The sequence below is a fragment of the Shewanella sp. SM55 genome (genome assembly GCF_025654025.1).
GTDB classification, from domain to species: Bacteria; Pseudomonadota; Gammaproteobacteria; order Enterobacterales; family Shewanellaceae; genus Shewanella; species Shewanella oncorhynchi.
The window spans coordinates 288,933-315,799 of sequence record NZ_JAKKRS010000003.1 but is presented as its reverse complement, the minus strand read 5'-3'; the positions used below and the strand labels follow the sequence as shown (position 1 = coordinate 315,799).

The following is a 26,867-nucleotide window of genomic DNA, read 5'->3' as shown; positions in this document are numbered from 1 at the left end:
ATTATCGACATGAATCAGGATGTAACGCAAAGTTCACAGGTTGTTCAAACCTTAGCGATTCAAGCGAGGGATATAGGTAAAGTTCTCGATGTGATCCGCGCCATTGCTGAGCAAACAAATTTACTGGCCTTAAACGCAGCCATTGAAGCGGCGCGAGCGGGCGATACAGGCCGTGGTTTTGCGGTTGTTGCTGATGAAGTTCGTGCCCTAGCCCATCGCACTCAGTCCTCGACCCGTGAAATTGAAGACATGATTAACAAAATCCAGCACGGCACCGAAACGGCTGTGCAATCGATGCAGCACAGCGGCCAAAAGGCTGAACAGGCACTCTCAGTCGCAAGATTGGCAGGGGATGCATTAAACACGATTAATCGCCAAATCAGTACGATGAATAACAGCAACATGGTCATCGCAAGCGCCGCCGAAGAGCAAGCGAAAGTCGCACGCGAGGTCGATAAAAACATTGTGAATATTAGTGATCTTGCCAGCCAAAGTGCTGCGGGGGCACAGCAAACCAGTGCCTCGGCACATGAACTCTCAAGACTCGCCGTTGAACTGAACAATCTACTGACGCGATTTAAAGTCTAGAGTATCACTTTATAATGGAATCAGAGGGTAATGGCACAAGATGTGTTAAACCGTTACCCTCAATGCATAACGCTATGATCTAGTTTAATAAAGCATTCCATAATACAAGCAAGACTCAAGAGTGCTAGGATCGAGTTTGCGGTGCATGATTAAAGTGCATAGCCAGTTCACTGATATCAGTGGCAACCCATTCTGGCTCGATACACTCGACCAAATGCGCCGCCATAAAGTCCACCAGTTGCATGGCGGCATAGGGCAAACGGCGATCTTTACGGCCAACTAGATACCAGTTACTTTCGAGCGGAAACCCCGTAACAGTTAGAATTGCAGGTTTTTCGCGCCCTTCTTGCAAGGTATGCGCCGAAATCACCGACAAACCTAAGCCCGACGCGACGCTCAAGCGTATCGCCTCATTACTCTCGATTTGCATAGTGTCACCGAGCGTGATGCCTTGGCCGCTGCACCAAGACTCGAACATTAAGCGGGTGGCTGACCCCGGTTCGCGAACGATAAAACGCTCATTTTTAAGCTCGTTAAAATTCACTTGTTCACGACCCACAGCCCAATGCTCCTTTGGTGCAATCAGTTGCAGCGGATTTTTGATGATGCGTGCAGATAACACGTTATCGCCACTTGGAGGATGACTAAACAGGTATAAATCATCTTCTTGACGTTCAAATCGGCCTAATACATGGGCACGGTTACCAATGTTTAAGGTCACTTTAACCTGTGGAAACTGCCGATAAAATGCCCCTAAAATCCGTGGTAACACGTATTTGGCGGTAGTGACAATACCGATATTAATGTGACCGACACTGCCACCTTTAGCCTGCTGCATAAAAGCATCGAAATCCTCAAAACGACTCAAGGTATCGCAGGCTGCGCGGTACAACTCATTACCAATCAAGGTCGGTAACATGCGGCCATCACGACTCTCGAGTAATGGCTCGCCCAACACATCGGCCAGTTTTTTAAGCTGTAATGACACTGTGGGTTGAGTTAAATGCAATGCCCTCGCCGCTGCGGAAATATTGCCTAACCGCACCACTTGCACATACACCTGCAGTAACCGAAAACTCAAATGCCGCAATTTAAGCTGAGTCGATGACGAACGCTTATCCATAGACAATTATCTATACCTAGGTGGTAAACAATTTATTTTTCAATATAACTAATTAGGTCCAAAATCACCAGCCATCAGGATCACTCGACAAACAAGCGCGTTTTGTACGGCTTAAAAGTCAAACTTAATGAGATACTTATGCCCGATATTGTCATTGCATTTTTCGCCTTAGGCCTGTTAGCTGGCCTAGTGAAATCAGATCTTAAAGTCCCCCCCGCGATCTACGAAACCCTATCCATACTGTTAATGCTTACCTTAGGTTTAAAGGGCGGAATGGCGCTCCACGGTCACACTCAAAACTTAGTGATCACTGAGCTGTTAGCGGTTGTTGCCTTAGGTTTGATTATCCCCTTGGCCTTATACCCTGTACTAACTCGGCTGGTTCGCATTGGCCATACCGATGCCATTAGTATTGCCGCCCATTACGGCTCCGTCAGTGCGGGAACCTTTGCGGTGGTGATGGCTATGGTTGAAAAATCTGGGCTGATCTTAAGGCCAGAAACGACCCTATATCTCGTGCTGCTGGAACTACCTGCTATTGTCGTAATGCTCTGGTTACACAGATACTTAAGTGCCAAAAAAGCAATTGAAACATCACCCAAAAATGAAAATCAATCAAGCGTGTTGCACGAAGCCTTAACCAGCCGCGGCGTTGTCTTACTCCTTGGCGGTGTGGTGATAGGTTGGCTTTATGGCCCAACGGGACTTGCGCCGCTTACACCTGTGCTACTAGGCGGGTTCAAAACCTTACTGGCATTATTTTTACTGGAAATGGGCTTAGTAACGGCCAAAGTGTGTTTGCCGCTACCACTTAAACAATGGCGCTTATTAGCGTTTGCCGCCGTAGCGCCCTTTGTATTAGCTTGGTGTGGTATTGGTGTAGGCGTTTGGCTGGACTTACCTTCAGGCAGCATTTTAGTGTTAGCGGCATTAAGTGCCAGCGCATCTTATATCGCAGCGCCAGCGGCCATTCGTGCCGCAATCCCCGAAGCCAATATAGGTCTGGCTATGCTAGCCTCACTGGGGATCACATTTCCGGTTAACGTATTAATTGGCTTACCCTTATATCAACATTGGGTAACGCTCATTACAGCTTAGTGCTTCTTCGCCGAATAAAGTCCAATGAAAGGGGAGGCATTATTGTCTCCCTTTTCATTGGCATAAGCGTAAACAATTTAAGATGCATCACTGTGATGTGTGGCTTTATCCTGATACATGGCTTTATCGGCGGAATCTAACAGATCCTCTAAGCTCATATCTGAATCCAGTGTCCAATGGGCGATACCTATGCTGGTCGCCAATCTATGTTGCTTAGGATGCTGTTGATTATATTGCTCAAGTAACTGCTTAAAACGCTCGATGACCCGATTGACTGTATCTCTATGCACAAAACTTAACAGCACCACAAACTCATCGCCGCCAAGCCTTGCGATCACATCCGACTCCCTAAAAGCAGTCATTAAGATATGGGCAAAATCATATAACACCTGATCGCCCTTGCGATGACCAAAGCTGTCATTCACTTCCTTAAAAAAGTCGAGATCGAAGAATACTAAGGCCGCCTCAGATTCGGTACGTCGACAACTCGCCAGTGACTGATGGGCCAGTAATTCAAAACCACGTCGATTCGAAATAGCCGTCAAGGGATCTAAGGTATTTTGCGCGATAGAGAGTAATTCAGCCTCTACCATTTGTCCTAAATCCGTTAAGGTTTCAATGTCTTCAGCCGTAAAATCCCGCGGTTCAGTGCCGATTAAACACAAAGTACCCACCCGATATTGCCCGTGAATGGTGAGGGGATAGCCGGCGTAAAAGCGAATATGCGGCTGCTCAGTCACCAGTGGATTGTCACTAAAGCGCGGATCTTTGAGGGCGTCATTCACGATAAAAATATCGTCTTGATTGATTGCATGGCCACAAAATGAGATTTCCCGTGGTGTTTCAGTCACCTCCAATCCTTGGCGAGATTTAAACCACTGCCGCTCGGCATCCACTAAGGTCACAACACAAATCGGCAAAGAGAAAATTCTGCGCGTGAGCCGAGTAATACGATCGAAACGTTCTTCGGCATCAGTGTCGAGCACATTGAGTGCGCGTAACGTGGCCAAACGTTGCAGCTCGTTTTCAGGGATAGTAGGTAATTGCATGGTGCTCTCTGCTAACTGCTCTCATTAAACTCTAGCCTAAATTGTGCATTCTTGCGGTGTTAAGGCTGATATTCGTTTCAGCCTTACTCCCTTTAAATGACTGTATAGATGACTGTACTATTCAAGCACAGCGCGATAGATATTGAGCACTCGCTCGGCATGTTCCTCAACCTCTAACACAGGTAACTGCCCCGCCTTTTGTTGCAGAGTCAGGCGATGATTTTCATCCCGCAGTAAGCAATAGGTCTGAGTTAAATGCTGGGCACTCATCATTGGCAAGAGTTCAAGCTCAGCTAATACCCCAAAAATCCGCACATTGTCGGACCAAATCGTTAGCTCTGGATACTCGTGGGCATTAGCCAGCACTAAGTACTGGGCAATAAACTCAATATCGGCAATCCCGCCTGGACTCTGCTTTAAATCAAACATGCCATCACTGACTTTAAGCAAGTGATCGCGCATCTTCTGACGCATCTCACGTACCGCTTTTTGCAGCTCAGCTTTATCACGGGGCTTTTCCAATACTGAAGCGCGAATATGACTGAATTTAACTGCTAAACTATTGTCGCCAAAAACAAAACGCGAGCGCACTAAAGCTTGATGTTCCCAAGTCCACGCCTCATTAGCTTGGTATTCGCCAAAACGCTCAATCTCACTGACCATCAAACCCGAGGCGCCAGAAGGACGCAGGCGCATATCCACTTCATACAACTCTCCCGAAGTGGTGCGAGTCGAGAATAAATGCAGAATGCGCTGGGCGAGTTTGAGGTAAAAATGACCAACTTCAATCGGGCGATCACCATTGGTCAGGCCGTTCTCTGTTTTATTTTCACACAAGAAAACTAAATCGAGATCGGAGCCGTAACCCAATTCAATCCCGCCGAGCTTGCCATAACCGACAACGGCAAAGCCTGTGTCACTGCCCTCAAGGTATGCTGGCACGCCGTGGCGCACTGAAACCTGTTGCCACGCCTGCATCACCACTTGTTCGATAATAGCTTCGGCTAAAAAAGTTAAGTGATCGCTCACTTGCATCACGGGTAAAACACCCGTGACATCGGCTGCGGCGATTTTAAGTTGTTGTGAAAGCTTAAATTGTCGCAGCGCTTCCATTTGCTGCTCCATATCATCCTCGGGCACGCGCATCATGTACTGACGCAGCTCGCTCGGATAATCGTCGATGGAGGTCGTGTCATAGAGCTGCGACGGATCGATAAGCTCATCGAGCAACATGGGGAATTTAGCCAACTGCGCGGCAATCCAAGGACTGGCGCAACACAAGCTCACTAACTGCTGCCGCGCACCAGGGTTTTCACACAAAAGCTCAAGGTAAGTGGTGCGAGTTAAAATCTGCTCCAGCACCTTAGACACGGGCTCAAAAGCTGACGATGGACTCTGTTGATTAATCAATTCTTCCAATAATCTTGGCATTAATTTATCTAAGGTTTCTCGCCCGCGTGGACCAATGGAACGCTTAGTCACTGTTTCGCGCCAACTGCTGAGCATAGGGCACAGCTTGTCATCATCAATTTGCTGTTCGGCCAACAACGCTATGCCATCATCAAGGTCTTGCATGTTCCACAGCTGCGTCGTCCAATGTTCAGCTTTTTCTTCGCCTTCTTCGCCGCCCACTGTGGCTTTAAAATGACGATGGATTTTGCTCATTGCCGCTTCAATATGAGTGCGTAAATCAACCTCATTAGCCATATCGAGTACATGGCACAATCGAGCCCAATCCAATGGATTATTCGGTAAGGTTTGGGTTTGTTTATCGTCAATGGCTTGCAGCAGATTCTCAACCCGGCGCAGCAGTAAATAACTGTGTTTAAGCTCATCCACCGCCAAATATTCAAACTGCCCTAAGCTGTAAAGCGTATCGATAGCACCGAATAAACTCTGCTGACGCAACGCAGGCTCACGGCCGCCACGGATCAATTGAAAACTTTGCACCACGAACTCGACCTCACGAATACCGCCTGCACCGAGTTTAATATTGTCGGTCAAATGACGGCGCCGCACTTCTTGCGCGATGAGTTGCTTCATTTTCCGCAGGGATTCAATTGCCGAAAAGTCGATATAACGGCGATACACAAAGGGTCTCAGGAGGCTGTGTAGTTCATCGGAGAAATGATTCCAAGGCCCGAGCGCACGCGCCTTGACCATGGCATAACGCTCCCAGTCTCGTCCTTGTTCTTGGTAATAATCCTCAAGACCGCTAAAACTCACCACCAAGGGGCCACTTTCACCGTAGGGACGCAAACGCATATCCACGCGGAACACGAAACCATCGACGGTGACTTGATCGAGCAAGTTCACTAGCCTTTGCCCCATGCGGATAAAGAATTGTTGATTATCTAAACTGCGACGACCGCCGACGGTTTCGCCATGCTCAGGAAACGTGAAAATCAAATCGATATCGGAGGAGAAATTAAGCTCGCGGCCGCCTAACTTACCCATGCCTAAAATCAGTAGCGGTTGCGGATTCCCTTCTCTGTCCATCGGCGTGCCATATTGAGCGCACATATCTTTATAGAGCCAATCGCGGGCGCAGATCACTAACGCTTCGGCGAGCGCCGACAGATCAAGCAAGGATTCCTCTAAACTGGCATAGTCTAAAAAGTCACGCCAAGCTAAACGTACCATTTGATAGTTACGAAACCGTCGCAGGGTGGTTTTAGCCATCTCCTCTGTGGTCGTGCTAGCCAGTTCTTCATGTAAATCAACATCAAAGTTTTTACGATCAATCAGGCTTAAATCGCCCGCAAACAGCATAGCGATCCACTCGGGATGTCGGCATAGTTGAGCCGCCACATAATCACTGAGTCCCAAAACCGTTTTGAGTTCTTGCTGCTGAGCAGGCGTTAATTGCGCAAGTCCTTCGGACCATGCTTCCTCTAATCGCAGCCAATTGCGTTCAGCGGTTTGATTAATAAGAATAGACAATGACTTATTACTGTCTTTTTGCATGGTCATAATAATCCCTAACAAATTTAGCTATCGACATATTATGTCGTAAATGATATAGATTGACGCCACATCATGTTATGTTCGACGAGACTTGCAGCTACCTGATGTAACACACAAATAAAGGTTTACACTTTTATCTGTGGCATTTAAGGGTACTATAACCTGCGCGGCAGGCATATTGGGCAAGCGGATTATTATTGCCTGCAAGTATTTGAGTTTTATTTCATTACCTTTTGGAGAAAACATGGCAGGAATGCTAACCCGTGTTCTCACATCGATACTTTTTTTAGCCGTTTCGCTATCGCTGACGGGTTGTGGCGATGACAGACCGGATAAAATCGCGAAGTATCAACAACTCACACAGCAACGTCTCGCTACGCTCACGACGATGATCGATGACGGCCAGTTGCGTAACGCTAATCTCTTAAAACAATACACGACACTGCTAAAGCAACAGAAACCCGATTTAGCACCCTTACTCGATGAATTAGCAAAGGATTCTGGTACCCAAGGTCCCATGTATACCTCGCTAAAACGTCGTTTAGATGAATCGAAAGTGGCGAGTAACTTTGCTGATCTCGATCAACAGCTGGCCGAAGCAGAAAATCTTTATCAAGCCGCAGATCCCAGTCTGTTTAACGATATGTTGTCTGATCCAGTCAACGTGGTCGCCGATATGTCCGACGGCAAACTGGCTCGCGTGAATTCGATTAGCCGTGAGGCCGCAACATTAGCCAATGGCGGTGAAGATTTTGGTCCAGGCAGTCAATTAGTTGGTAATCCCTCTTACGGCAACTGGCAAACCGACTCAAGCGGCACTTCGTTTTGGGCTTGGTATGGCATGTATTCGATGTTTTCGAATGTTTTCAATCGCCCAGTTTCCTACGATCGTTGGTCGGGTAACCGAGGTTATAGCTATTACAATGACGTAGGTCGTTATCGCTATACCTCACCCAAACAAGCGGATGCGCAAAATAAGACCTTCGAACAAACGAAAAAACGTTTCGACTCACAAGGCAAGCGCTTTGACAGCCCTTATGCTAAACCGCGAACTGGTGGCACGGCGTTATCCCGTGAAAGTACCAGCGCACCTAAGGCCAGCACGACAAGTGCGAGCAAGAGTTCGAACAGTAAGTTTCGATCTAACTATGCTAAAGACAGCAGTTTCCGCAATTCCAGCAATCGCACGACCCGCAGTGTGCGCCGGGGCAAGTAACTAAGGATTTCCAATGACATTATTTCAGGATTTCGGTATCACACCAGAGCTAGCCATCATTCTGGCTATCGACCTCACCATAGCCGTGATTTTGCTAACGCTAATGCGTTATTTGCAAGGTTGGAGTGTAAAGGTCAATAGCAGTAAAGAGCTGGCAGAGCGGGATAACTTTGCCTTTGGCATAAGTATCGCTGGCGCAGTTGCCGCCCTAGGCATAGTGCTTACAGGCGCTATCACAGGCGCTGCGGCACACTCTTATCTTACCGAAGCGATTGGCATGAGCTGCTATGGTTTATTCGGTTTAGTACTGATTAAACTCGGCCGTTTTCTCCACGATAAAATAGCGCTAAATGAGTTTGATAAGAACGAGCAAATCATCAAAGGTAATGTGTCCGTCGCTATCGTCGATGCTAGCGTTGCTATTGCTACCGCCATTATCATTCGCTCCGTCTTGCTGTGGGCAGAAGATTTAACGGTCGATACCTTCATTGCCATCTTCAGCGCCTTTGCGATTTCGCAGTTGATGTTAGTGCTACTCACGCGGTGGCGTGAAAACCGTTTCGCAAGCCGCAACCAAGACTCGTCTATGCAACAAGCCTTAGCCCAAGGTCATACAGCGTTAGCGCTACGCCATGCGGGTTACATGATTGCTATGGCACTGAGCTTTAATGCCGCCAGTCACTTTATTATTTATAATCCAACGGCTTATGTGACTAACGTGATCGGTTGGTTAGTGTTCTCAGTCATTATGCTGATCGCACTCTCCTTACTGCTGTTCGTCGTGAAGAAACTGGTATTGGCCCGTATCGATTTAGCCGATGAAGTGGAAAGACAACACAATATCGGTATCGCCGCAGTAGAAATGGCGATCAGTATCGCTATCGCACTTATTCTTACGGCACTGATGGCTTAATCGAATGCAAGAAATTAGCTTAACTCCCTCGGCGGCTAAACCTAGCCGCCTAGGTTGGTTCGACGATGTTCTCTTATTGGGCATTATGGCCGTATTAGCAGGTTGCGGCCTGATCTACGAATATCTTTTATCCCACTATGCGGGCCGCATTTTAGGCGCATTAGAAGCCGCCATTTACACCATGATAGGCTTAATGATTGTCTCCATGGGGCTAGGTGCCTTCGCCGCGCGTAAGATCCGTGATGCCTTTACCGGTTTTGTGATCTTAGAACTCACAGTTGCACTCTGTGGCTCACTCGCCATTTTAATCACAGCAGCGGTGATTGGTTTTGGTCAACAACTGCCATTAATCATTGCTAACACCTTAGGTTTACCGCCAGATCAACTGCCCGAAGGTGGCATGATAGGCTCGCTGCAAAAACTCAGCGAATACTTACCCTATGTGTGGGGTGTGTTATTGGGCCTGATGATTGGTATGGAAATCCCGCTGATTGCTAGGGTTCGCCAATCCCTTTCCGACGAGCATTTACTGCATAACGCGGGCACAATTTACGGAGCTGATTACATAGGCGCAGGCATAGGTGCCGCCATTTGGGTTGGCTTTATGCTCGCCATCGATATCCAACTCGCCGCCGCCTTAACTGCCAGTTTCAATCTATTGGCAGGTTTTGTGTTTATCTGGCGATTCTGGCCTAAAATCCGCCGCCCTAAACTGCTTTTGAGTGGGCATTTTATCGTGACTGGTGTCTTACTCGTATTAGCAATCCACGGCCCACGCTGGGAGCAAGAATTCAATAATTTGCTCTATAAAGACAAAGTGGTTTACGCCAAGGCGACACGTTTCCAACAGCTGACCTTCACCGAGCGGTTGCGCGGTAACGGTCTGCCGCCAGTTTATGCTTTATACATCAATGGTCGCTTACAATTTTCTAGCATAGACGAGCACATCTACCATACGTTTCTCGTTCATCCTACGCTCGCGGCCAGTGCCCGTCACAACAAGGTGCTGATCATTGGCGGCGGTGATGGACTCGGTCTCAAACAAGTACTGCGCTGGGAGCCTGAACAAGTCACGCTGCTCGATCTCGATGTGGGCCTAGTGCAATTATTTAAATCGCCCGATACAGATATGCCAGATAGTCTCAGTCGCGCTATGTTGGCGCTCAATGGCAATGCACTGAACGATCCCCGTGTCACAGTGATCAACGACGATGCATTTAATGGTGTCGATAAACTGATTGCCACAGGCGTGAAATACGATGCGATTATCGTAGACTTGCCCGATCCGAGCCATCCCGATCTTAATAAGCTCTATTCGGACTATTTCTACCGTAAATTAAAGGAACTTATGAGCAGTGATGGCGCTCTGACTGTACAGTCAACATCGCCTTACCATGCCCCTAAGGCCTTTATTTCGGTAGCAAAAACCTTGGCATTGGCGGGATTTGACGTAAAGCAGTACCATCATAATGTGCCCAGTTTTGGCGAATGGGGCTGGAGTATTGCAACCTTAGGCGGACTCGATGCACAACACAGATTAGCGAAGTTAACTGAGTTGCCCATCAAAGATGACTGGCTCACTTTAGGTTTAGTGGATGGCGCCTTTGAGTTTCCAGCCAATTTTTATCATGATGCCGCCAACATAAAACCCAATGAATTGGGTTCATTGCAGCTGTATCACTACCATTTGCAAGATTGGTCCGAGAATCAAGGACTGAATCTTTTTTAATAGGATGAGATAGTACTTGACATATTATGTCTCGGTGCTATATTTGAACACAGACATAATATGTCAATAAGGACAAATATGAATATCCATACCATTGCCAATCACCTCAACAGTCTTGGCAACAACAGCCAAACTGGCTTTCAATTTGATTGTTATCCAATCGATGGTGAAGTTGAAGTGTTGCAAGTGAATGTGGTCGGCCGTGAAGAAATCCCGGTATTTGTATCGGTAACGGACAACCAAGTACTTTGCATCAGCTACCTGTGGGGCGAGAACGAAGTAAATCAAGAACGTCGCAGTGAAATGTTTGAAACCATGCTAGAGCTCAACATTCCAATGCCCTTGTCAGCTTTTGCAAAAATTGATGACAAATACGTGGTTTACGGTGCGCTATCACTACAATCTAGCATGCTCGAAATCGAGCAAGAATTAGCAGTTTTATCTGATAACTGTTTAGAAGTTATTGATGAATTGGTCGACTATCTGAAATAAGGAGCCACTAAATGGGCATTCTGAATAAAATTTTAACAGCGTTTCGCGGTGGTGCCACCGAAGTTGGCCAAAGCATCGTTGACGCAAACTCAACCCGTATTTTCGAACAGGAAATCCGTGATGCAGAAAAGCATTTAACCAATGCTAAACGTGAACTGACCGATGTCATGGCAAAAGAAATGCAAGCCAGCCGTGAAATCGACCGTCTGAAACGTTCGATTGCAGAACACGAAGGTTATGCGACTCAAGCATTAGACAAAGGCAATGAAGCCTTAGCGATTGAAATTGCTGAAAAGATTGCTCAGTTAGACCAAGAGTTGTCTGAGCAACAAAGCGCCAACGACAGCTTTAGCGCCCATGCTGCACGCTTGAAAGACTTAGTGAAGAAAACCGAACGCCAACTGTCTGATTATCAACGTCAGTTGAGCATGGTTAAAACCACTGAAAGCGTGCAAAAAGCGACGGCAACCATTACTGACTCGTTCGCGTCTAGCAACTCTAAGCTGCTGAACGCTAAAGATTCACTAGAACGTATCAAGGCACGTCAGCAACAATTTGACGACCGTTTAAAAGCGGCTGAAACCTTAGCCGATGAAAACAGTGATAAGTCGTTGCAAGCCAAACTAGCCGAAGCGGGTATTGGTGAGCAAAAGTCAAACGCAAATGCAGTGCTAGATCGAATCAAAGCACGTAAAAGCTAAGCAATGATTGACCGAATGCCGAGTCTCAGTGGGATCATCACCCCCTACTGACCTCGGCATTTTTTGTTTCATCCTCATTAAATAAAAATGACCACTATTGCCCGTGAATATCCGCAGCCAATCAATATGAGGCCGCACGCGAGCATAGTCAGCAGGAGTCACTATGGGATTTTTCAATAGTATTTTTGGTAAGAAAGCCCCGCCACAGCGCGAGCTAAATCACCCGTCCCAGCTCGATGTCGGCGACATGATCTCAATCGATGATAGTTTTGCCCTGCCACCACAACTCCGTGGTCAACAATTAAGAGTCGAAGCCGTACATACTTACGAGTCTGAACGTAAACAACACTCCGAGTGGTTACTCAAGGGACATGGTAGCGATACTCTCTTTTTGAGCATTGAAGAAGACGACGAAACCTATCTCGCCTTTTCGATTAAGGTTTCCCGCGCCCAAGTGGAGCAATTATTCGATCTCGAGCAATTCAGCGCCCTGTTCGAGGAACCGGGTCATGCCGAGTTAACTACGCAAGTATTACCGGCCGACTTAGCTGAACAACTTGAACAATGGCTTGGAAAACAATACCACCAAGTGACTTTTGCCGCTTTTGGCTATTTTCATCGTCAGGATTATCGTGGCCAAAAGCCGCCACAGGATGCCAATGGCGCCACAGGTGAGCCCTTTGAGTACTATTTATTACTTGATGACAATGAAAGCTGCGCCGTCGAAGTGGAAGTCTACGAAGGGGGTGATACCGATGTTGTCTTGACCCTATATCGCCCGCTAACGGATATTCGGGAATACTGGCCGGCGAAATAACACGAAAATAAGATAAAGTGCGTGCTCGCACTTTATCAATAATCCCAATACAATCTCACAGATAAGCGCTAGAAACGGTTGATAGCAATAGGTAATACGCCATGAGTAAAACCAAACACCCTCTGCCCGAGCAATGGTTAAAGAACCAACAAGCCGCTAAGGCGACACAGGTTGCCTTCGATCTCGATGAAAAATTTCAATACTCTATTCGTAAAGCCGCGTTAGATGCAGGCGTTAGCCCTTCTGATCAAATTCGCACTATTTTAGGTCTTAGCGTATCGAAACGGCCAACGCGTCCGCGTCTTACCGTGTCACTCAATGCAGATGACTATGTGCAACTGGCAGAGAAATATGGTTTAAGTGCCGATTCACAGCTAGAAATTAAACGTCGTGTACTCGACGATTTAGTCCACTTTGTTGATGAAACCTAAAGCAACGCAGATCTCAAGCGCAACCCTTCTTACCATTGGCTGGCGCGATTAATCGATTTATAGCCCTTTTATTTACTCAGTCAATTTACTCACAGCCTAAAGTCTTTTACTTTAGTAGTGATATTCGCCGCACTTAACAGGGATCATGTTTGGCATGACAGATAAAACCCCATGGTCGCTTCGCACCCTTGGCACTCCTTCTCCATTCGAAATGGCGATGATGCTATTGTCCTTGCTGTCGGTGATCATAGTACTTGTCATGACCTTCGGCCGCCTAGATAGCGAAACCTACCGCTTGCTCTTCTTTGTCGATACCAGTATTTGTATGATTTTTATGATCAACTTCTTTGTTGGGTTGATCCGTGCTCGCGATAAACGCTTTTTCATTAAACACCATTGGATTGATTTTATTGCCAGTATTCCGGCGATTGAAGCCCTACGCATGGCACGGCTTTTTCAAATCCTACGGGTAATACGCCTGATCCGCATGAGTCGCTCACTGTTGCTCCCACTGGTAAAACAACGTAAACAAGCCACCTTAGCCAGTCTACTGGTTGCTATGGTGACGATTCTGACATTAGCTTCCGTCATTATGCTCATCGTCGAAAGCGGCACCGAAGGCGCCAATATCCAGACCGCTGAGCAAGCGATTTGGTGGGCATTAGTCACTATCTCTACCGTCGGCTACGGCGATTATTATCCTGTAAGCACAGCAGGCCACATCATAGGTGGTGTGGTCATTGTCAGCGGTGTGAGTTTTTTTGGTGTGATTTCAGGCTATATGGCGTCGGTATTTGTCGCGCCAGATGAATCTGAACGCCAAGAACGCCAAGATGCACATAAAGCCGAAATCAAATCAGAACTTGAGCTAGCCTTAGCAAGAATGGAAGAAAACCAACAAAAAATAGAACAAAATCAAGCGCAAATGCTGGCTCAAATTGCGGAACTTAAGCAGGCTATCGAAACAAAAAATAGCTGACTTTGTTGCGAAAACGAACTAATGAAAAGGCTCAATCTATTTTAGATTGAGCCTTTTCCGTTTATCAGCGATAAAAAGTAATACTACCAGTAGACCTGCTGTTGCATCGCGTTACGGCGTGTCGATTCCATAGCAAACAACAAACTCTGCTGCTTGTCTTCCAGCCACTCAGCTAAATTGATATCTAACTCCCGACTCGCATCCTGTAAGGCGCGATAACAAGCCAAAGTTTTAATCCCAAGCGCGAGATCTTGCCAAGGTGCACGAAATGCGTCCCGTGATTTCGCCTCATATAAACTGCCGTAGGCATGACCCACAAGAATGCTCGCATCCAACACTGTGGCCACTTGTAGATAATTTGCCGCTGTAATGACGCTATTGAGTGGCATGACCTCAATTATCGCCATCCAAGAAGCTTGCTGAGCACGATCGGCATGCTGGCGTAAGTTAGGCTGATGGGTGATGTCCACTTCACCAGCACTGATCTTTAGCAACAGTTCAACAATAGCCAGCTGTAATTGACCATATTCGGTCTGTTGCCATAGGGAGAGTAAACGTCCCGTCAGATTAATCTCTGTCAGTTGCACCAGAAGTCGCACTTTAACTTGGGCGTGTTGGCCAAGTTTAGCAAATAAGCCTCTTTGGCTACCAAGCAAGGCGGTCAACGCCTGTGCCTGCTCAATAAAATCGAGCTGCTTTTCAATCAGCATAAATTGGCTAGACAGTGTCACATTCAATAATTCGAACTGATTTAAGGTCATGCGCAGCAAACGAATACAGGCGCGCATCCGCCACCATAGTACCACACAGGCTTCAGGGTCGCTTTCCTCTGCGATCATGCTCTCTAATAATTGCCAACGCTCAAGGGCGGTTTCAAGCAGGATTTGGCAGTTTGCACTTAAATCCTGTGAAGAAGAATCGTGTGACTCGGCCAGTGGCAGAAATTCCAATGCTTTTAAATCGAGCGGCTTAGCCTTGCCCGCCAATCGATAGCCCCGCTGCGCTTTACTGGCCTTACCTAAACGCACGGGCACAACGCTCGCCACTTGCATCGCCAGCTTAAGTAGCGCCTCAGTATCGCCGCTGAGGAGTTCAAACTCGAGCTCACACAGGGCTTCTTGCTGGCCATTTGCGGTGATTTCACCTATGTCTAACGCCACTTCGACCACGCTGTTATCAATCTGAACATGCCAAGCGCGACGATAAAAATCGGTGTGAAATATACAAGTCAACTGAGCTTGAGTTGCCGCTAAATCGGCATCAGTGGGCCAAATGCTGGTAGGAAATAGACTTAAATCTGGGCTATCGGATTGGATAGTCACATTGTATTCGGGCCGCGAATGAATGCCGCCCACGACTTGTCCTGCGGTTTTTATGGTCTGCTCTCGGTGCGCATCGTAACCGCGCACCCGCAATCCCATGTCCCACTGACGTAATTGCAAGTCAGGGGTGTCGAAGTAACCATTCGCCAAACGACGTTGACCTTGAGGTACGGCATTATCGAGACTATCTAACTTATTTATCAGGGATTCTTGATATATCGGCAGGAAAAACAGTTTTAATTCAATCTCAGCATTCATTGCGTAACCGCTCACTTTGTCATCAAATATTCATCGATGCGTCATCTTTAGTTCATAATGTCACAAATGTGTCATAAAAATCCCGTAGGATTTGGTTTTGCAGTTGGTATATAACCCGTTAGAATAAACCTGTCGTTTTTTCTGAAAAAACACAGTTTCAATACGCGGACGCATAGGTTAACATGCGCCCGCTTTTTCCAATAATGGAACAATCTAAATAGGTAAACGGCAATGCCAGTAAACTCTATTTTGGGCGTGTTTGCAAAATCGCCAATTAAGCCTCTTCAAGAGCACATGGACAAAGTACACGATTGCGCATCGTTACTCGTCCCCTTTTTCGAAGCCACTATCACAGGCAACTGGGACAGTGCAGTTCAATTACGTAAGCAAATTAGTTTAGCCGAGAAGCAAGCAGATTCACTAAAACGTGAAATCCGCCTTACTCTGCCAAGCGGTTTATTTATGCCAGTAGAACGTACAGATTTATTGGAACTTTTAACTCAACAAGACAAGATAGCCAACAAAGCCAAAGATATTTCCGGTCGTGTTATCGGCCGTCAGCTGTTAATCCCTCAGGTCATGCAAGTCCCATTTATTGCTTATCTACAACGCTGTATCGATGCGGTAGCACTAGCAAAACAAGTCATTAATGAACTCGAAGATCTGTTAGAAACAGGTTTCCGTGGCCGTGAAGTCGACTTAGTGGCAAAAATGATCAACGAACTCGATATCATCGAAGAAGATACTGACGATCTACAAATTCAGTTACGCCGTCAGTTATTCGCTATGGAATCTGAATTGAATCCTGTCGATGTGATGTTCCTCTACAAAACGATTGAATGGGTCGGTGGTCTTGCAGATCTTGCCGAACGCGTCGGTTCGCGTCTTGAGCTTATGCTGGCTCGCGTTTAACAAATTAAGGTTATCAAGGTATCAATATGGTTGATGCAGGTATTGAGGTGGCTAACGTCTTAGTCACCAATGGCCCGTGGCTTATTGCCATTGCGGCTGCATTTGGTTTTCTCATGGCATGGGGTATTGGGGCGAATGACGTCGCCAATGCGATGGGAACCTCTGTAGGTTCAAACGCAATTACAATTAAACAAGCGATTATTATCGCAATGATCTTTGAGTTTTCCGGTGCATTTTTAGCTGGGGGCGAAGTTACCAATACAATTCGTAGCGGTATTATTGATTCTAGCTATTTCACTGCAACTCCTGAATTGCTGGTTTACGGCATGATAGGATCATTGTTGGCAGCAGGTATTTGGCTTGTCGTCGCATCGGCTCTTGGCTGGCCAGTATCAACGACTCACTCCATCGTCGGTGCCATTATTGGCTTCGCCGCCGTGGGTGTTGGTGCAGATTCAGTCTCATGGGATAAAGTAGGCGGGATTGTAGGCTCTTGGATCGTAACCCCCGCTATTTCGGGCTTTATGGCATTCATCCTCTTCCAAAGCACTCAAAAACTCATTTTCAACACTGACGATCCATTGAGTAATGCTAAGCGTTTCGTACCTTTCTATATGGCATTTGCTGGTTTCATCATGTCATTAATGACGATTATGAAAGGCTTATCCCATGTTGGTCTGCATTTCTCAGTTACCGAGTCTTACCTACTCGCAGGTGCTATTGCTGCTGTAGTTGGTATCTTAGGTAAAATCGCCATTTCACGCTTACAAATGAGTGATAAAGCAGATCGTCAAACCCAGTTCAAAAACGTTGAAAAAGTGTTTGCGATCCTGATGGTTTTGACTGCTTGTTGTATGGCTTTTGCCCATGGTTCAAACGATGTAGCAAATGCGATTGGTCCATTAGCGGCGGTTGTTTCTGTCGTCAATAGCGGTGGTGAGATTGCAGCGAAATCACCTCTAGTCTGGTGGATTTTACCTTTGGGTGCCGTAGGTATTGTGATGGGTCTGGCGATTTTTGGTCAGCGCGTTATGCAAACTATCGGAAAAAACATCACTCACTTGACGCCAAGTCGTGGTTTTGCGGCAGAATTAGCCGCGGCAACGACTGTAGTTATTGCTTCTAGCACTGGTTTACCTATTTCTACCACACAAACCTTAGTGGGTGCGGTATTAGGTGTAGGTATGGCCCGTGGTATCGCAGCGATTAACATTGGTGTGGTACGTAATATAGTCGTATCTTGGGTTGTGACCTTACCAGCAGGTGCTGGCCTATCAATCATCTTCTTCTATATGATTAAAGGTATTTTTAATTAAGAAGTCTCGCTAAATGTGTTGCTGACATTAAGCAGTATTAGCGCCTAGGACTAGAAGGTCGTAGGAAAGATTGAATTAAATTGGAATGGTCATAGCATGGATGCCGTAAAGTTGAGGGAAGTCTATGACTTCCCTCTTGCATTACAGGCCTCAAATCCCTAGCATGTGCAGACTATTTCGTTGATGAGAATACAAAAGTGTTTAGACTCCTGACTCTGGTAGGAATGATCTTGCTGTCTTCCAACCTGCTGGCCGAAGGCCAATCCCGCTACATCTCGGATAACGTGTTTCTGTATCTTTTAGGTGGCCCTGGTACTGAGTTTCGAATTGTTGGATCAATTGAAGCGGGTCAACCTGTGACACTGCTCAACGAAACTCAAGGTGATTACTCCAAAATAATCGACCATAAAGGCCGTGAAGGTTGGGTACAAACCAACTTGATCAGTTCGACTCAAAGTTTCCGTGAGCAAGTCCCTGCGTTAACAACTGAACTCGCACAGGCCAAAGCTAAGTTAGCAGAAGTATCAAGTTCAACGGATAATCATGCCGGCGAACTGCTCGAATTAAAGGCTAAACTAAGCGAGTTAGAAACCAACCTAGCTAAAACGACTCAAGAACGTGATCAACTGAAAAATGCGGTAGATCGCACAGCTCAAGACGAGCGTTTTGAACTTTGGCGCCAAGGTGGATTAATCGCAGGCATGGGCTTAATCCTAGGCATTATTTTAGTGTATTTACCTAGACCACAACGTCGCAATAAAAAACGTTGGATGTGAGTCTGACACACAAAAAGTCTTAATTTACCTTCCAAAAGCCAGTGTTTTCAAACACTGGCTTTTTTGTCAATCAAGCGTTACATCGACTGATACCAATCACCTTAAATATCTAATCAGTTGAGAGCCTCACAGGCATCTCAATCCAAGGCGTATTGACGCAGAAATGGTTATTCCCTTATAAGTCAATGCAACACGGGAGTGGGATGCCTGTGTGGCTCCCGAAGGGCGGCTGATGTTCACTACATGGCAACGCGCTTTATACTGCGTTCAAGGCTTTCGACAGAGCACCACTATGCCTTCAAGCCTTCGCCTTGTCTAAAGCGCGTTGAACTCCCGCTGAATAAACAGATATTTAATACGATTGGTATTATTAACAAGCTAATCAAACAAGCTTCACAATCTTTCACGCTATAGTGTTGTCCGTCACATTTTGGTTGTATAATCTGCGCGCGCAAACCTTCATATTGTATACAAAATATCAAATGCGTTTGGCGCCTCCCAATTTGTTTCAACAATAGCGCCCCAATAACGGCCAAGATGGAAGCGATAACTATGTTCAAAGCGAGTGAAGTGCTGGCAGGCCGCTACGATTCTGCCAATCTCGACGAACTGTTCAAAGCAGTCAGCGACAACTACATTGTCGATGAAGAACAATACTTGTCAGAGCTGATCAAACTAGTGCCCTCCAGTGATGAAGCCATAGAGCGCGTCACTCGTCGTGCCCACGAACTGGTCAATAAGGTTCGTCAATTCGATAAAAAAGGCTTGATGGTCGGCATAGATGCCTTCCTGCAACAGTACAGCTTAGAAACACAGGAAGGCATTATCCTGATGTGTTTAGCCGAAGCTTTACTGCGAATTCCCGATGCGGCCACTGCCGATGCGCTGATTGAAGATAAGCTTTCAGGCGCTAAGTGGGATGAGCACATGAGCAAGAGTGACTCAGTACTGGTTAACGCATCGACCTGGGGCTTAATGCTCACAGGTAAAATCGTTAAACTCGATAAAAAACTCGATGGTACTCCAAGCAACTTGCTGAGCCGCTTAGTGAATCGCCTCGGTGAACCCGTGATCCGTCAAGCCATGATGGCAGCGATGAAGATCATGGGTAAGCAGTTCGTACTGGGCCGCAACATGAAAGAAGCCCTAAAAAACAGCGAAGATAAACGTAAGTTAGGTTATACCCATTCCTACGACATGCTGGGCGAAGCGGCGTTAACTCGCAAAGATGCCGAGAAATACTATACCGATTACGCCAATGCGATCACTGAGCTCGGTGCTCAAAGCTATAACGAAAATGAATCACCGCGGCCAACAATCTCCATCAAGCTGTCGGCATTGCACCCACGTTACGAAGTGGCCAATGAAGACCGCGTCTTGACTGAACTGTACGACACAGTGATTCGCCTGATTAAGCTGGCACGTGGCTTAAATATCGGTATATCTATCGATGCCGAAGAAGTCGATCGCCTCGAGTTATCACTAAAACTGTTCCAAAAACTGTTTAATTCTGAAGCAACTAAAGGCTGGGGATTACTCGGCATAGTAGTACAAGCCTACTCTAAGCGTGCCCTGCCCGTACTGGTTTGGTTAACGCGTCTGGCAAAAAATCAAGGGGATGAAATCCCAGTGCGTCTGGTAAAAGGTGCCTATTGGGATAGCGAACTTAAGTGGGCGCAACAAGCTGGCGAAGCCGCTTATCCACTCTACACTCGCAAAGCCGGTACTGACGTTTCTTACCTCGCCTGCGCCCGTTACTTGTTATCGGATGCGACTCGCGGTGCTATCTACCCACAATTTGCTAGCCACAATGCGCAAACGGTGGCGGCAATTTCCGATATGGCGGGCGATCGTAACCATGAGTTCCAACGCTTACACGGCATGGGACAAGAGCTGTACGACACGATTTTGGCTGAAGCCGGTGCTAAAGCGGTACGTATTTATGCGCCTATCGGTGCGCATAAAGATCTACTGCCCTATTTAGTCCGTCGTCTGCTGGAAAACGGCGCGAATACTTCGTTCGTCCACAAACTGGTGGATCCTAAAACCCCCATCGAGTCATTAGTGGTGCATCCGCTAACAACGCTGACGGGCTATAAAACCCTGGCTAACAACAGAATCGTTTTACCTGCCGATATTTTCGGTAGCGAACGCAAAAATTCCAAGGGACTCAATATGAACATCATTTCCGAATCTGAGCCATTTTTCGCGGCACTAGAACAGTTTAAAAATACCCAATGGCAAGCGGGCCCTCTGGTTAACGGTAAAACCTTAACTGGCGAACATAAAACTGTTGTTAGCCCATACGACACTACCCAAACCGTAGGTCAAGTCGCCTTCGCCGACAAAGCTGCAATCGAAGCAGCCGTCGCGTCTGCTGAAGCAGCATTTACCTCTTGGGCACGCACACCAGTGGAAACCCGTGCCTCTGCACTGCAAAAATTGGCCGATTTATTAGAAGAAAACCGCGAAGAATTGATCGCCCTGTGCACCCGTGAAGCGGGCAAGAGCATTCAAGACGGTATCGACGAAGTACGTGAAGCCGTTGATTTCTGTCGTTACTACGCAGTACAAGCCAAGAAGATGATGGCAAAACCTGAACTGCTTCCAGGCCCAACGGGTGAACTGAACGAACTGTTCCTCCAAGGCCGCGGTGTATTCGTGTGTATCAGCCCATGGAACTTCCCATTGGCCATCTTCCTCGGTCAAGTGTCTGCGGCATTAGCGGCGGGTAATACAGTCATCGCAAAACCCGCGGAACAAACCTCGATTATTGGTTACCGTGCGGTGCAACTCGCTCATCAAGCGGGTATTCCTGTCGAGGTGCTGCAATTCTTACCAGGTACTGGTGCAACTGTCGGTAGCGCAATTACGGCCGATGAACGTATCGGTGGCGTGTGCTTTACCGGTTCTACTGGCACAGCAAAACTGATTAACCGCACACTCGCCAACCGCGAAGGCGCGATTATTCCATTAATCGCCGAAACGGGCGGTCAGAATGCCATGGTAGTGGACTCAACCTCTCAACCCGAGCAAGTGGTTAACGATGTGGTTTCATCATCATTCACCAGCGCGGGCCAACGCTGCTCCGCACTGCGCGTGCTATTCCTCCAAGAAGACATCGCCGATCGCGTGATCGAAGTCCTGCAAGGCGCCATGGATGAATTGGTGATTGGAAACCCAAGTTCAATCAAAACCGACGTAGGCCCAGTGATTGACGCCACCGCCAAAGCCAACTTAGATGCGCATATCGATCATATCAAGCAAGTCGGTAAGCTTATCAAGCAAATGCCGCTGCCTGCTGGCACTGAGAACGGTCACTTCGTGTCGCCAACAGCAGTGGAAATCGACTCAATCAAAGTGCTCGAAAAAGAACACTTTGGCCCAATCCTGCACGTGATCCGCTACAAGGCAGCCGAACTGAGCCAAGTGATCAACGAGATCAACAGCACAGGCTTTGGCTTAACCTTAGGTATCCACAGCCGTAACGAAGGCCATGCCCTTGAAGTTGCCGACAAAGTGAATGTGGGTAACGTCTACATTAACCGTAACCAAATCGGCGCTGTGGTGGGTGTACAGCCTTTCGGTGGTCAAGGCCTGTCAGGCACAGGTCCTAAAGCCGGTGGCCCACACTACTTAACCCGTTTTGTGACTGAAAAGACCCGCACCAACAACATCACCGCCATAGGTGGTAACGCCACGTTACTGTCACTGGGTGATAGCGAAGAATAAGCACACTGAACTTGCTTTAGAATATCGCTATGCATCTTTAGCCATCGCGATAACAATAAAAAAGCCAGACTGAGTCTGGCTTTTTTATTAGAGTCTAAAACGGTACTTATCTATGACGTAACAATTTAATTAAAATCTCAGTCATTACATATCCGTCATTAATACGGGTTGGCCAAAACCTTTAAGTTCAGCATGGGAGGACTCAAAATACTGTTGCCAAAACTGTTTCAACGGCAACATTACTTGACCGCCTCTAAATCCTTTTGATGTAGCAGGAACCCAACCCGCACCTAATACGTAAATATCTGCCTGCTTAAAATCACTCAGCATATTCGCTTTTTGTATTTTTAGCATTTCTTGCTCAGGTTCGATAACTTTTAAGGTGTTTTTACTGTAAAAGCTGGTCACATCTGAATTTTCAACCATATCGGACACAAGTAACAATACTCGGCGTCCTTCGGTATCGGCAGCCACTTGCGGCGCAATAACCTGAGATAAATTACTGAGGATTTCAGTTTTGGGCAAATCCACATCATTAGGTTTAAAAGCATGTTTTATATGGGCATCAATTTTACTTCTAACGAACTGAGCTTGCTTGTTCATGCAATTATCAAAAGCCATTAGATTTTTCTTCGATACGTCATCCCTGTCAGCAATATCAGTATCCAGCCTGCCACTAAACAAAACATCGGTATAAAAATCTTTTACATAAGCACTAAAGCTAATGATAGTAATTTTATCCCCAGCTTGTAGGAAGAGATGCACTTTCTCATGAACTAACTGTTTAATATTTATGTCCGGAGAAAAAGTACCATCGATCGCCACAAACAAATGTCGGCCAGAAACTGTCTTTGCCGTTAGTGGATCAATTTTGGCAAACTCGTAGCAACTTTTAATATCATTTCTCTCAGCGGCCATCGCAGGCAAACACATAAAAATAGCTAAAGTGCCAAACAAGCCAGTAACCACCAACTTAGCAAGCTTTGTCATTCCTGTCATGAACTTAACTCTCCAAGTATCTCTTTGCGTAAACGATCGCGCATCTGCTCTTCCGTTTCAACAACCTTTTTTTGCTGAGTTATTTCAGCAAGCAGCTCTTGTCGAATACGTTGTTCAGCTTGTTCTGGCGTTTCGGCCTCTGCAGCCTTTTTAGCATTCGTTTCAGCAACAAGCTCGGCTTTCAATCTTGCTTCCATCGACTCTGGTGCTTCGGAAGTTTCTACCTCAACAACATGAGACGTTGCCACCACAGCGGCACTTTTCATCGCCTGATGGCTGGCTAATGTTTGATGCTCACGTAAACGTACCGATTGATCATATCGATTTTCGGCATTACCTAAATCTTCCATATACGTCAAGAATGAACGCTCACCACATGCCTCTAACACCTCTAGCACCTTAGGATCTTGGCAATTAGTTTCGGCTTTTTGATTCATTCTTTGCTGCAAGTTAGTTAGGCGCTTCTGGGCTACGCGCGCGACTTGCTGCTTTAAACGAGAATAATGCGTCTTAAACTCACGCTCACTTTTAAAGTTGCCAATTTCTTTGCGCGCATCTTTAGAATGCTTGCCAGCAAATCCGGTTTTAAAACCAATTAAAATACCGAAAATCTGTAATAGGATGAATAAGAAAGCAAGAAAAATAAAAGTTCCCCAACCGCCTTTCTGTTCACGATCCCACACGTCATCCTTTGCTTTATCACCTGCACTTTTAGACTCATCCAGTAAGAGTGCTGGAGGTGCTTCAGCATAGGGGTCTTGTTCTTGATACAATCCACTCGTTTGCTGAATATTGACTTCATCAATGTGCATTTTTTCAAGCACTTGACCACGCACATAGGTTGCCAATACTGCAATCACTAGGATCGCAATAGCTGTAACCGTGGTGATGAAATAACGGGGCTTAACCTCTGCGTTAGTAGAGATCCGATTAATGAGTTGCTTATATTGAGGCTCATTATCATCCTCAAAGGTTTTATCTAAATTAATGCGAGTATTAGGTGCCAGTTCTGGCGTCGATTTGTCGCGGTTTTTAGCATTTTTCCACCAGACCTTGGCTTTTTTAATGAGCGAGTTAGCATGCAGCTCATGTCCAGTAAAGTGAGTTAAACCTACCAGTAAAACCGAGATGATGAAGGCGATACCCACAGCACCTTGCTGCTGTAGTTTTTCCGATGCTCCGGGAATCGTGAAACCTGAAAGAACGTAACTAAATCCCATTGCTTCAACAAACACTAAGGCGGCAATCAATATCCACCCCAAAATATGTAAGTTGTTACGACCATTTTCAGTCACTTTACCTAAATAGTCTTGGCTTTTACTGAAAAGCTCCTCGTCCTTATTCACTTTCTCATAATGAGCCGCAAAATCAGTACATAGTGTGACTTCAGTATTCAACCAATCCTTATCGTAAATCTTAACTTGGGTTTCATAATCTTTCGCTAAGCGACTCTCCTTACCGATTACCGGAAAGGCATACCATGTATTAAGCCACCAGAAACTGACCTTATCCCACCAAACCGTAATAATGACCACTAATACCATCAACGAAAGTAACAGCGACACTAACGTGCGATACTCATTAAATAACATAGACACAAAATCCATTTACCGCTCCTAAGCACATTGCTTATAACAATTTGGGTTCAAAATCGGCTTCATAAACCGTTTTATTCTTCTCGTAGTACAACTTGCCAGCAATCGCGGTCGCTGAACGATCGATTGGCATCACCACATCCATACAGCGCACAGGAGAGTCTTTGTCCGTTGTAAAAACACGATATAACAAGCCTTTATCACCATAATAAGTCTCTACATGGCTCGTAAGCTGATAATTTGGATCATCTTTACTTGAACCTTTGTAATTCTTCCAAATATTCACTTTAGGCGCAGAAACAGCCGTGCCACTGTCCTTAATTACAGCAACAGGGGTCAAACCAATATAATGGCCATTCACTTTATAACCCCAAGCAGTACCATTCATACCCGGTAAATAATCTGCTGTGTTGTAATCCTTACGATTATAGCTCTCACCTGTGGCTAAACTCTTCACGTCACCCGTGACTCTCGGTCCCTCAACGGCGCAATTTAGGCTAGAGACTTCAGATGCATACGCCTTGCTAAATAATGCAAAACCGCTCTCTTTTTTAGCACCCACTAACTGGGTAAAGTTTGTCGATGGGTCGAGCATTTTCTTACCGCCAAAATCTACCAAGGCTTTTTGCAGTTTCACTGGCTCAAGTAACTTGACGATTTCCAACTCCGTCATTTGTATTTGAGCTGGTGAAGTGCTCGGTTTATTTGGCTGAGTTGTAGGCTGCTTTTCCACTTGAGTCGTAGGCTTGGCTGCTGCCACTTTATCCTGCGATCGGCGGGATAAATAACTCAAATTTGCCTTCTGTTTGTATGAATAGGCCAGTAATTGATCCGGTTTACCGTCAATTTCAATAATTTCTACTCGACGATTTTTTGCTTTGCCAGCGTCATCACTATTAGCTGCAACAGGCTGTGACTCCCCTGCTCCTTGGAAGAATAATCGCTCAGTCGGAATGCCAGCTTGATTAAAGAGGGTTGCCACATAACGCGCTCTCGCTTCGCTAAGCTCTTGATTTAACGATTCAGCACCACTGGCATCTGTATGACCTGTAATCAAAATGTTTTGTTTAGAGTCTTTATAGATAGCGGCGAGTTTTTGAAATTTTTGTTTAGCTTGTGGCGTCGCCTCTGAAGCTCCAGAAGCAAACATCACTTCACTATTACTCGAAACTGTCGCAGCCATACCCACAACTTGATAATTAGCGTACTTTTCTGAATCTTCCTTCGACATGGTTTGTTCGGTTGAACTGATCAGTAAGCTACTTTGTTGTTCATCTGATGCTTTTGAAGCGCGGATTGAAGTAAATTGAATATCAAGATTTTCTGTTTTCGCTAACTGTTCTAATGCTTCGCGTTTTTGCTGAAAATCATAACCAACGGTACAACCAATCGCAGCACCAGCGGCACCGCCATAAAGCATACCTTCATTGCCACCTAAATAATTCCCAATCAATACACCTAAACCAGTACCAATAGCACAACCAATAACAGTTTCTTTATTATCTTCAACAGATTGAGTGATGGCACAACTGCTAAGCGCTAATACGCCAGCAACTGCGAGCGATATGGATTTCAAATTTGACTTCATAGTCATCCCTAACTTTTTAAAAATTCAAAATTGAATTTTAGATGCAATAAATTAAGTTAAGGATTAGAAGGAATTAGCTCTAAAAAGTCAATCTAAAGTTGATACTGATGTAACCAAAATATTAATTAAGGCTGAAATTTGTGAGCAACTTTATATCGAAGATATTTAAGCGACTGACACAGGAGTTGTCATAAAACAGTTTTATCCTAATGTGAAGTCACAATCACTATGCAAAAAAATCATTACTGGGAATCGTTTCTCAGTTG

The 26,867-nt window shown here is 46.0% G+C and carries 21 protein-coding genes; 14 read left to right on the top strand and 7 right to left on the bottom strand.

The features are described 5' to 3' along the window. Nucleotides 1-9 precede the first annotated feature (9 nt). The gene (locus L5L91_RS06740) at nt 10-588 is read left to right on the top strand and encodes a methyl-accepting chemotaxis protein (RefSeq protein ID WP_263235961.1); all 579 of its coding nucleotides are present in this window, start codon (nt 10-12) and stop codon (nt 586-588) included. 124 nt (nt 589-712) lie between these two features. Here the strand turns inward: L5L91_RS06740 and L5L91_RS06735 are convergent, their stop codons facing one another. Beyond that, a complete protein-coding gene (locus tag L5L91_RS06735; protein ID WP_173242949.1) occupies nt 713-1,711 on the bottom strand; it encodes a LysR family transcriptional regulator in 999 nt (332 codons plus the stop codon). Nucleotides 1,712-1,849: 138 nt separating this feature from the next. On the opposite strand from L5L91_RS06735, the gene L5L91_RS06730 reads away from it, so the two are divergent. Further along, a complete protein-coding gene (locus L5L91_RS06730; protein WP_263168337.1) occupies nt 1,850-2,809 on the top strand; it encodes a sodium-dependent bicarbonate transport family permease in 960 nt (319 codons plus the stop codon). 77 nt (nt 2,810-2,886) lie between these two features. Here the strand turns inward: L5L91_RS06730 and L5L91_RS06725 are convergent, their stop codons facing one another. Further along, entirely contained in the window at nt 2,887-3,858 is a 972-nt protein-coding gene (locus L5L91_RS06725) for a sensor domain-containing diguanylate cyclase (protein WP_113939024.1), read from the bottom strand. 117 nt (nt 3,859-3,975) lie between these two features. Beyond that, nucleotides 3,976-6,831 carry a bifunctional [glutamate--ammonia ligase]-adenylyl-L-tyrosine phosphorylase/[glutamate--ammonia-ligase] adenylyltransferase gene (gene glnE, locus L5L91_RS06720; RefSeq protein WP_113939025.1) on the bottom strand — a complete coding sequence of 952 codons (2,856 nt, stop codon included), beginning with the start codon at nt 6,829-6,831 and terminating at the stop codon, nt 3,976-3,978. A gap of 238 nt (nt 6,832-7,069) precedes the next feature. On the opposite strand from glnE, the gene L5L91_RS06715 reads away from it, so the two are divergent. The 8 genes from L5L91_RS06715 (at nt 7,070) to L5L91_RS06680 (ending at nt 14,103) form a co-directional block, all read left to right on the top strand. Next, nucleotides 7,070-8,041, top strand: a complete 972-nt coding sequence (locus L5L91_RS06715; RefSeq protein ID WP_263146478.1) for a hypothetical protein — start codon at nt 7,070-7,072, stop codon at nt 8,039-8,041. Nucleotides 8,042-8,054: 13 nt separating this feature from the next. Next, nucleotides 8,055-8,954 (top strand): DUF350 domain-containing protein, encoded by a 900-nt coding sequence (locus tag L5L91_RS06710; RefSeq protein WP_263235957.1) that lies wholly within the window; start codon nt 8,055-8,057, stop codon nt 8,952-8,954. Between the two features lie 4 nt (nt 8,955-8,958). Beyond that, complete coding sequence (locus tag L5L91_RS06705; protein WP_263235956.1) at nt 8,959-10,683, top strand: polyamine aminopropyltransferase; 1,725 nt, start codon at nt 8,959-8,961, stop codon at nt 10,681-10,683. 78 nt (nt 10,684-10,761) lie between these two features. Next, nucleotides 10,762-11,175: a YjfI family protein gene (locus L5L91_RS06700; protein WP_105251554.1), complete on the top strand. Its 414-nt coding sequence runs from the start codon at nt 10,762-10,764 to the stop codon at nt 11,173-11,175. A gap of 11 nt (nt 11,176-11,186) precedes the next feature. Next, nucleotides 11,187-11,876, top strand: a complete 690-nt coding sequence (locus tag L5L91_RS06695) for a PspA/IM30 family protein (protein ID WP_028761835.1) — start codon at nt 11,187-11,189, stop codon at nt 11,874-11,876. 163 nt (nt 11,877-12,039) lie between these two features. Then, nucleotides 12,040-12,693, top strand: coding sequence for a hypothetical protein (locus tag L5L91_RS06690; RefSeq protein WP_173242934.1), 654 nt, complete (start codon nt 12,040-12,042; stop codon nt 12,691-12,693). A 101-nt stretch (nt 12,694-12,794) separates the two neighbouring features. Beyond that, a complete protein-coding gene (locus tag L5L91_RS06685; RefSeq protein WP_028761837.1) occupies nt 12,795-13,124 on the top strand; it encodes a hypothetical protein in 330 nt (109 codons plus the stop codon). A gap of 154 nt (nt 13,125-13,278) precedes the next feature. Then, nucleotides 13,279-14,103 carry an ion transporter gene (locus tag L5L91_RS06680; protein WP_105253058.1) on the top strand — a complete coding sequence of 275 codons (825 nt, stop codon included), beginning with the start codon at nt 13,279-13,281 and terminating at the stop codon, nt 14,101-14,103. Nucleotides 14,104-14,186: 83 nt separating this feature from the next. Here L5L91_RS06680 and L5L91_RS06675 read toward each other — a convergent pair whose 3' ends face one another. Further along, entirely contained in the window at nt 14,187-15,683 is a 1,497-nt protein-coding gene (locus tag L5L91_RS06675; RefSeq protein WP_263235953.1) for an inorganic triphosphatase, read from the bottom strand. Nucleotides 15,684-15,914: 231 nt separating this feature from the next. On the opposite strand from L5L91_RS06675, the gene L5L91_RS06670 reads away from it, so the two are divergent. From L5L91_RS06670 to putA, 4 genes are all read left to right on the top strand, one after another. Continuing rightward, nucleotides 15,915-16,595: a TIGR00153 family protein gene (locus L5L91_RS06670; RefSeq protein ID WP_105251552.1), complete on the top strand. Its 681-nt coding sequence runs from the start codon at nt 15,915-15,917 to the stop codon at nt 16,593-16,595. Nucleotides 16,596-16,621: 26 nt separating this feature from the next. After that, nucleotides 16,622-17,911, top strand: a complete 1,290-nt coding sequence (locus L5L91_RS06665; RefSeq protein WP_113939029.1) for an inorganic phosphate transporter — start codon at nt 16,622-16,624, stop codon at nt 17,909-17,911. Between the two features lie 224 nt (nt 17,912-18,135). Then, nucleotides 18,136-18,687 carry a TIGR04211 family SH3 domain-containing protein gene (locus L5L91_RS06660; RefSeq protein ID WP_105251551.1) on the top strand — a complete coding sequence of 184 codons (552 nt, stop codon included), beginning with the start codon at nt 18,136-18,138 and terminating at the stop codon, nt 18,685-18,687. A gap of 537 nt (nt 18,688-19,224) precedes the next feature. Beyond that, complete coding sequence (putA, locus tag L5L91_RS06655) at nt 19,225-22,419, top strand: bifunctional proline dehydrogenase/L-glutamate gamma-semialdehyde dehydrogenase PutA (RefSeq protein WP_263146490.1); 3,195 nt, start codon at nt 19,225-19,227, stop codon at nt 22,417-22,419. A 144-nt stretch (nt 22,420-22,563) separates the two neighbouring features. Here the strand turns inward: putA and L5L91_RS06650 are convergent, their stop codons facing one another. From L5L91_RS06650 to L5L91_RS06640, 3 genes are read right to left on the bottom strand one after another with little or no spacing between them, the layout of a single operon-like run. After that, nucleotides 22,564-23,409 (bottom strand): hypothetical protein, encoded by an 846-nt coding sequence (locus L5L91_RS06650; RefSeq protein WP_263161533.1) that lies wholly within the window; start codon nt 23,407-23,409, stop codon nt 22,564-22,566. Nucleotides 23,410-23,414: 5 nt separating this feature from the next. Beyond that, the gene (locus L5L91_RS06645) at nt 23,415-25,025 is read right to left on the bottom strand and encodes a hypothetical protein (RefSeq protein ID WP_263161530.1); all 1,611 of its coding nucleotides are present in this window, start codon (nt 25,023-25,025) and stop codon (nt 23,415-23,417) included. A 22-nt stretch (nt 25,026-25,047) separates the two neighbouring features. Continuing rightward, a complete protein-coding gene (locus tag L5L91_RS06640; RefSeq protein WP_263161527.1) occupies nt 25,048-26,601 on the bottom strand; it encodes an OmpA family protein in 1,554 nt (517 codons plus the stop codon). Nucleotides 26,602-26,867: the final 266 nt, after the last annotated feature.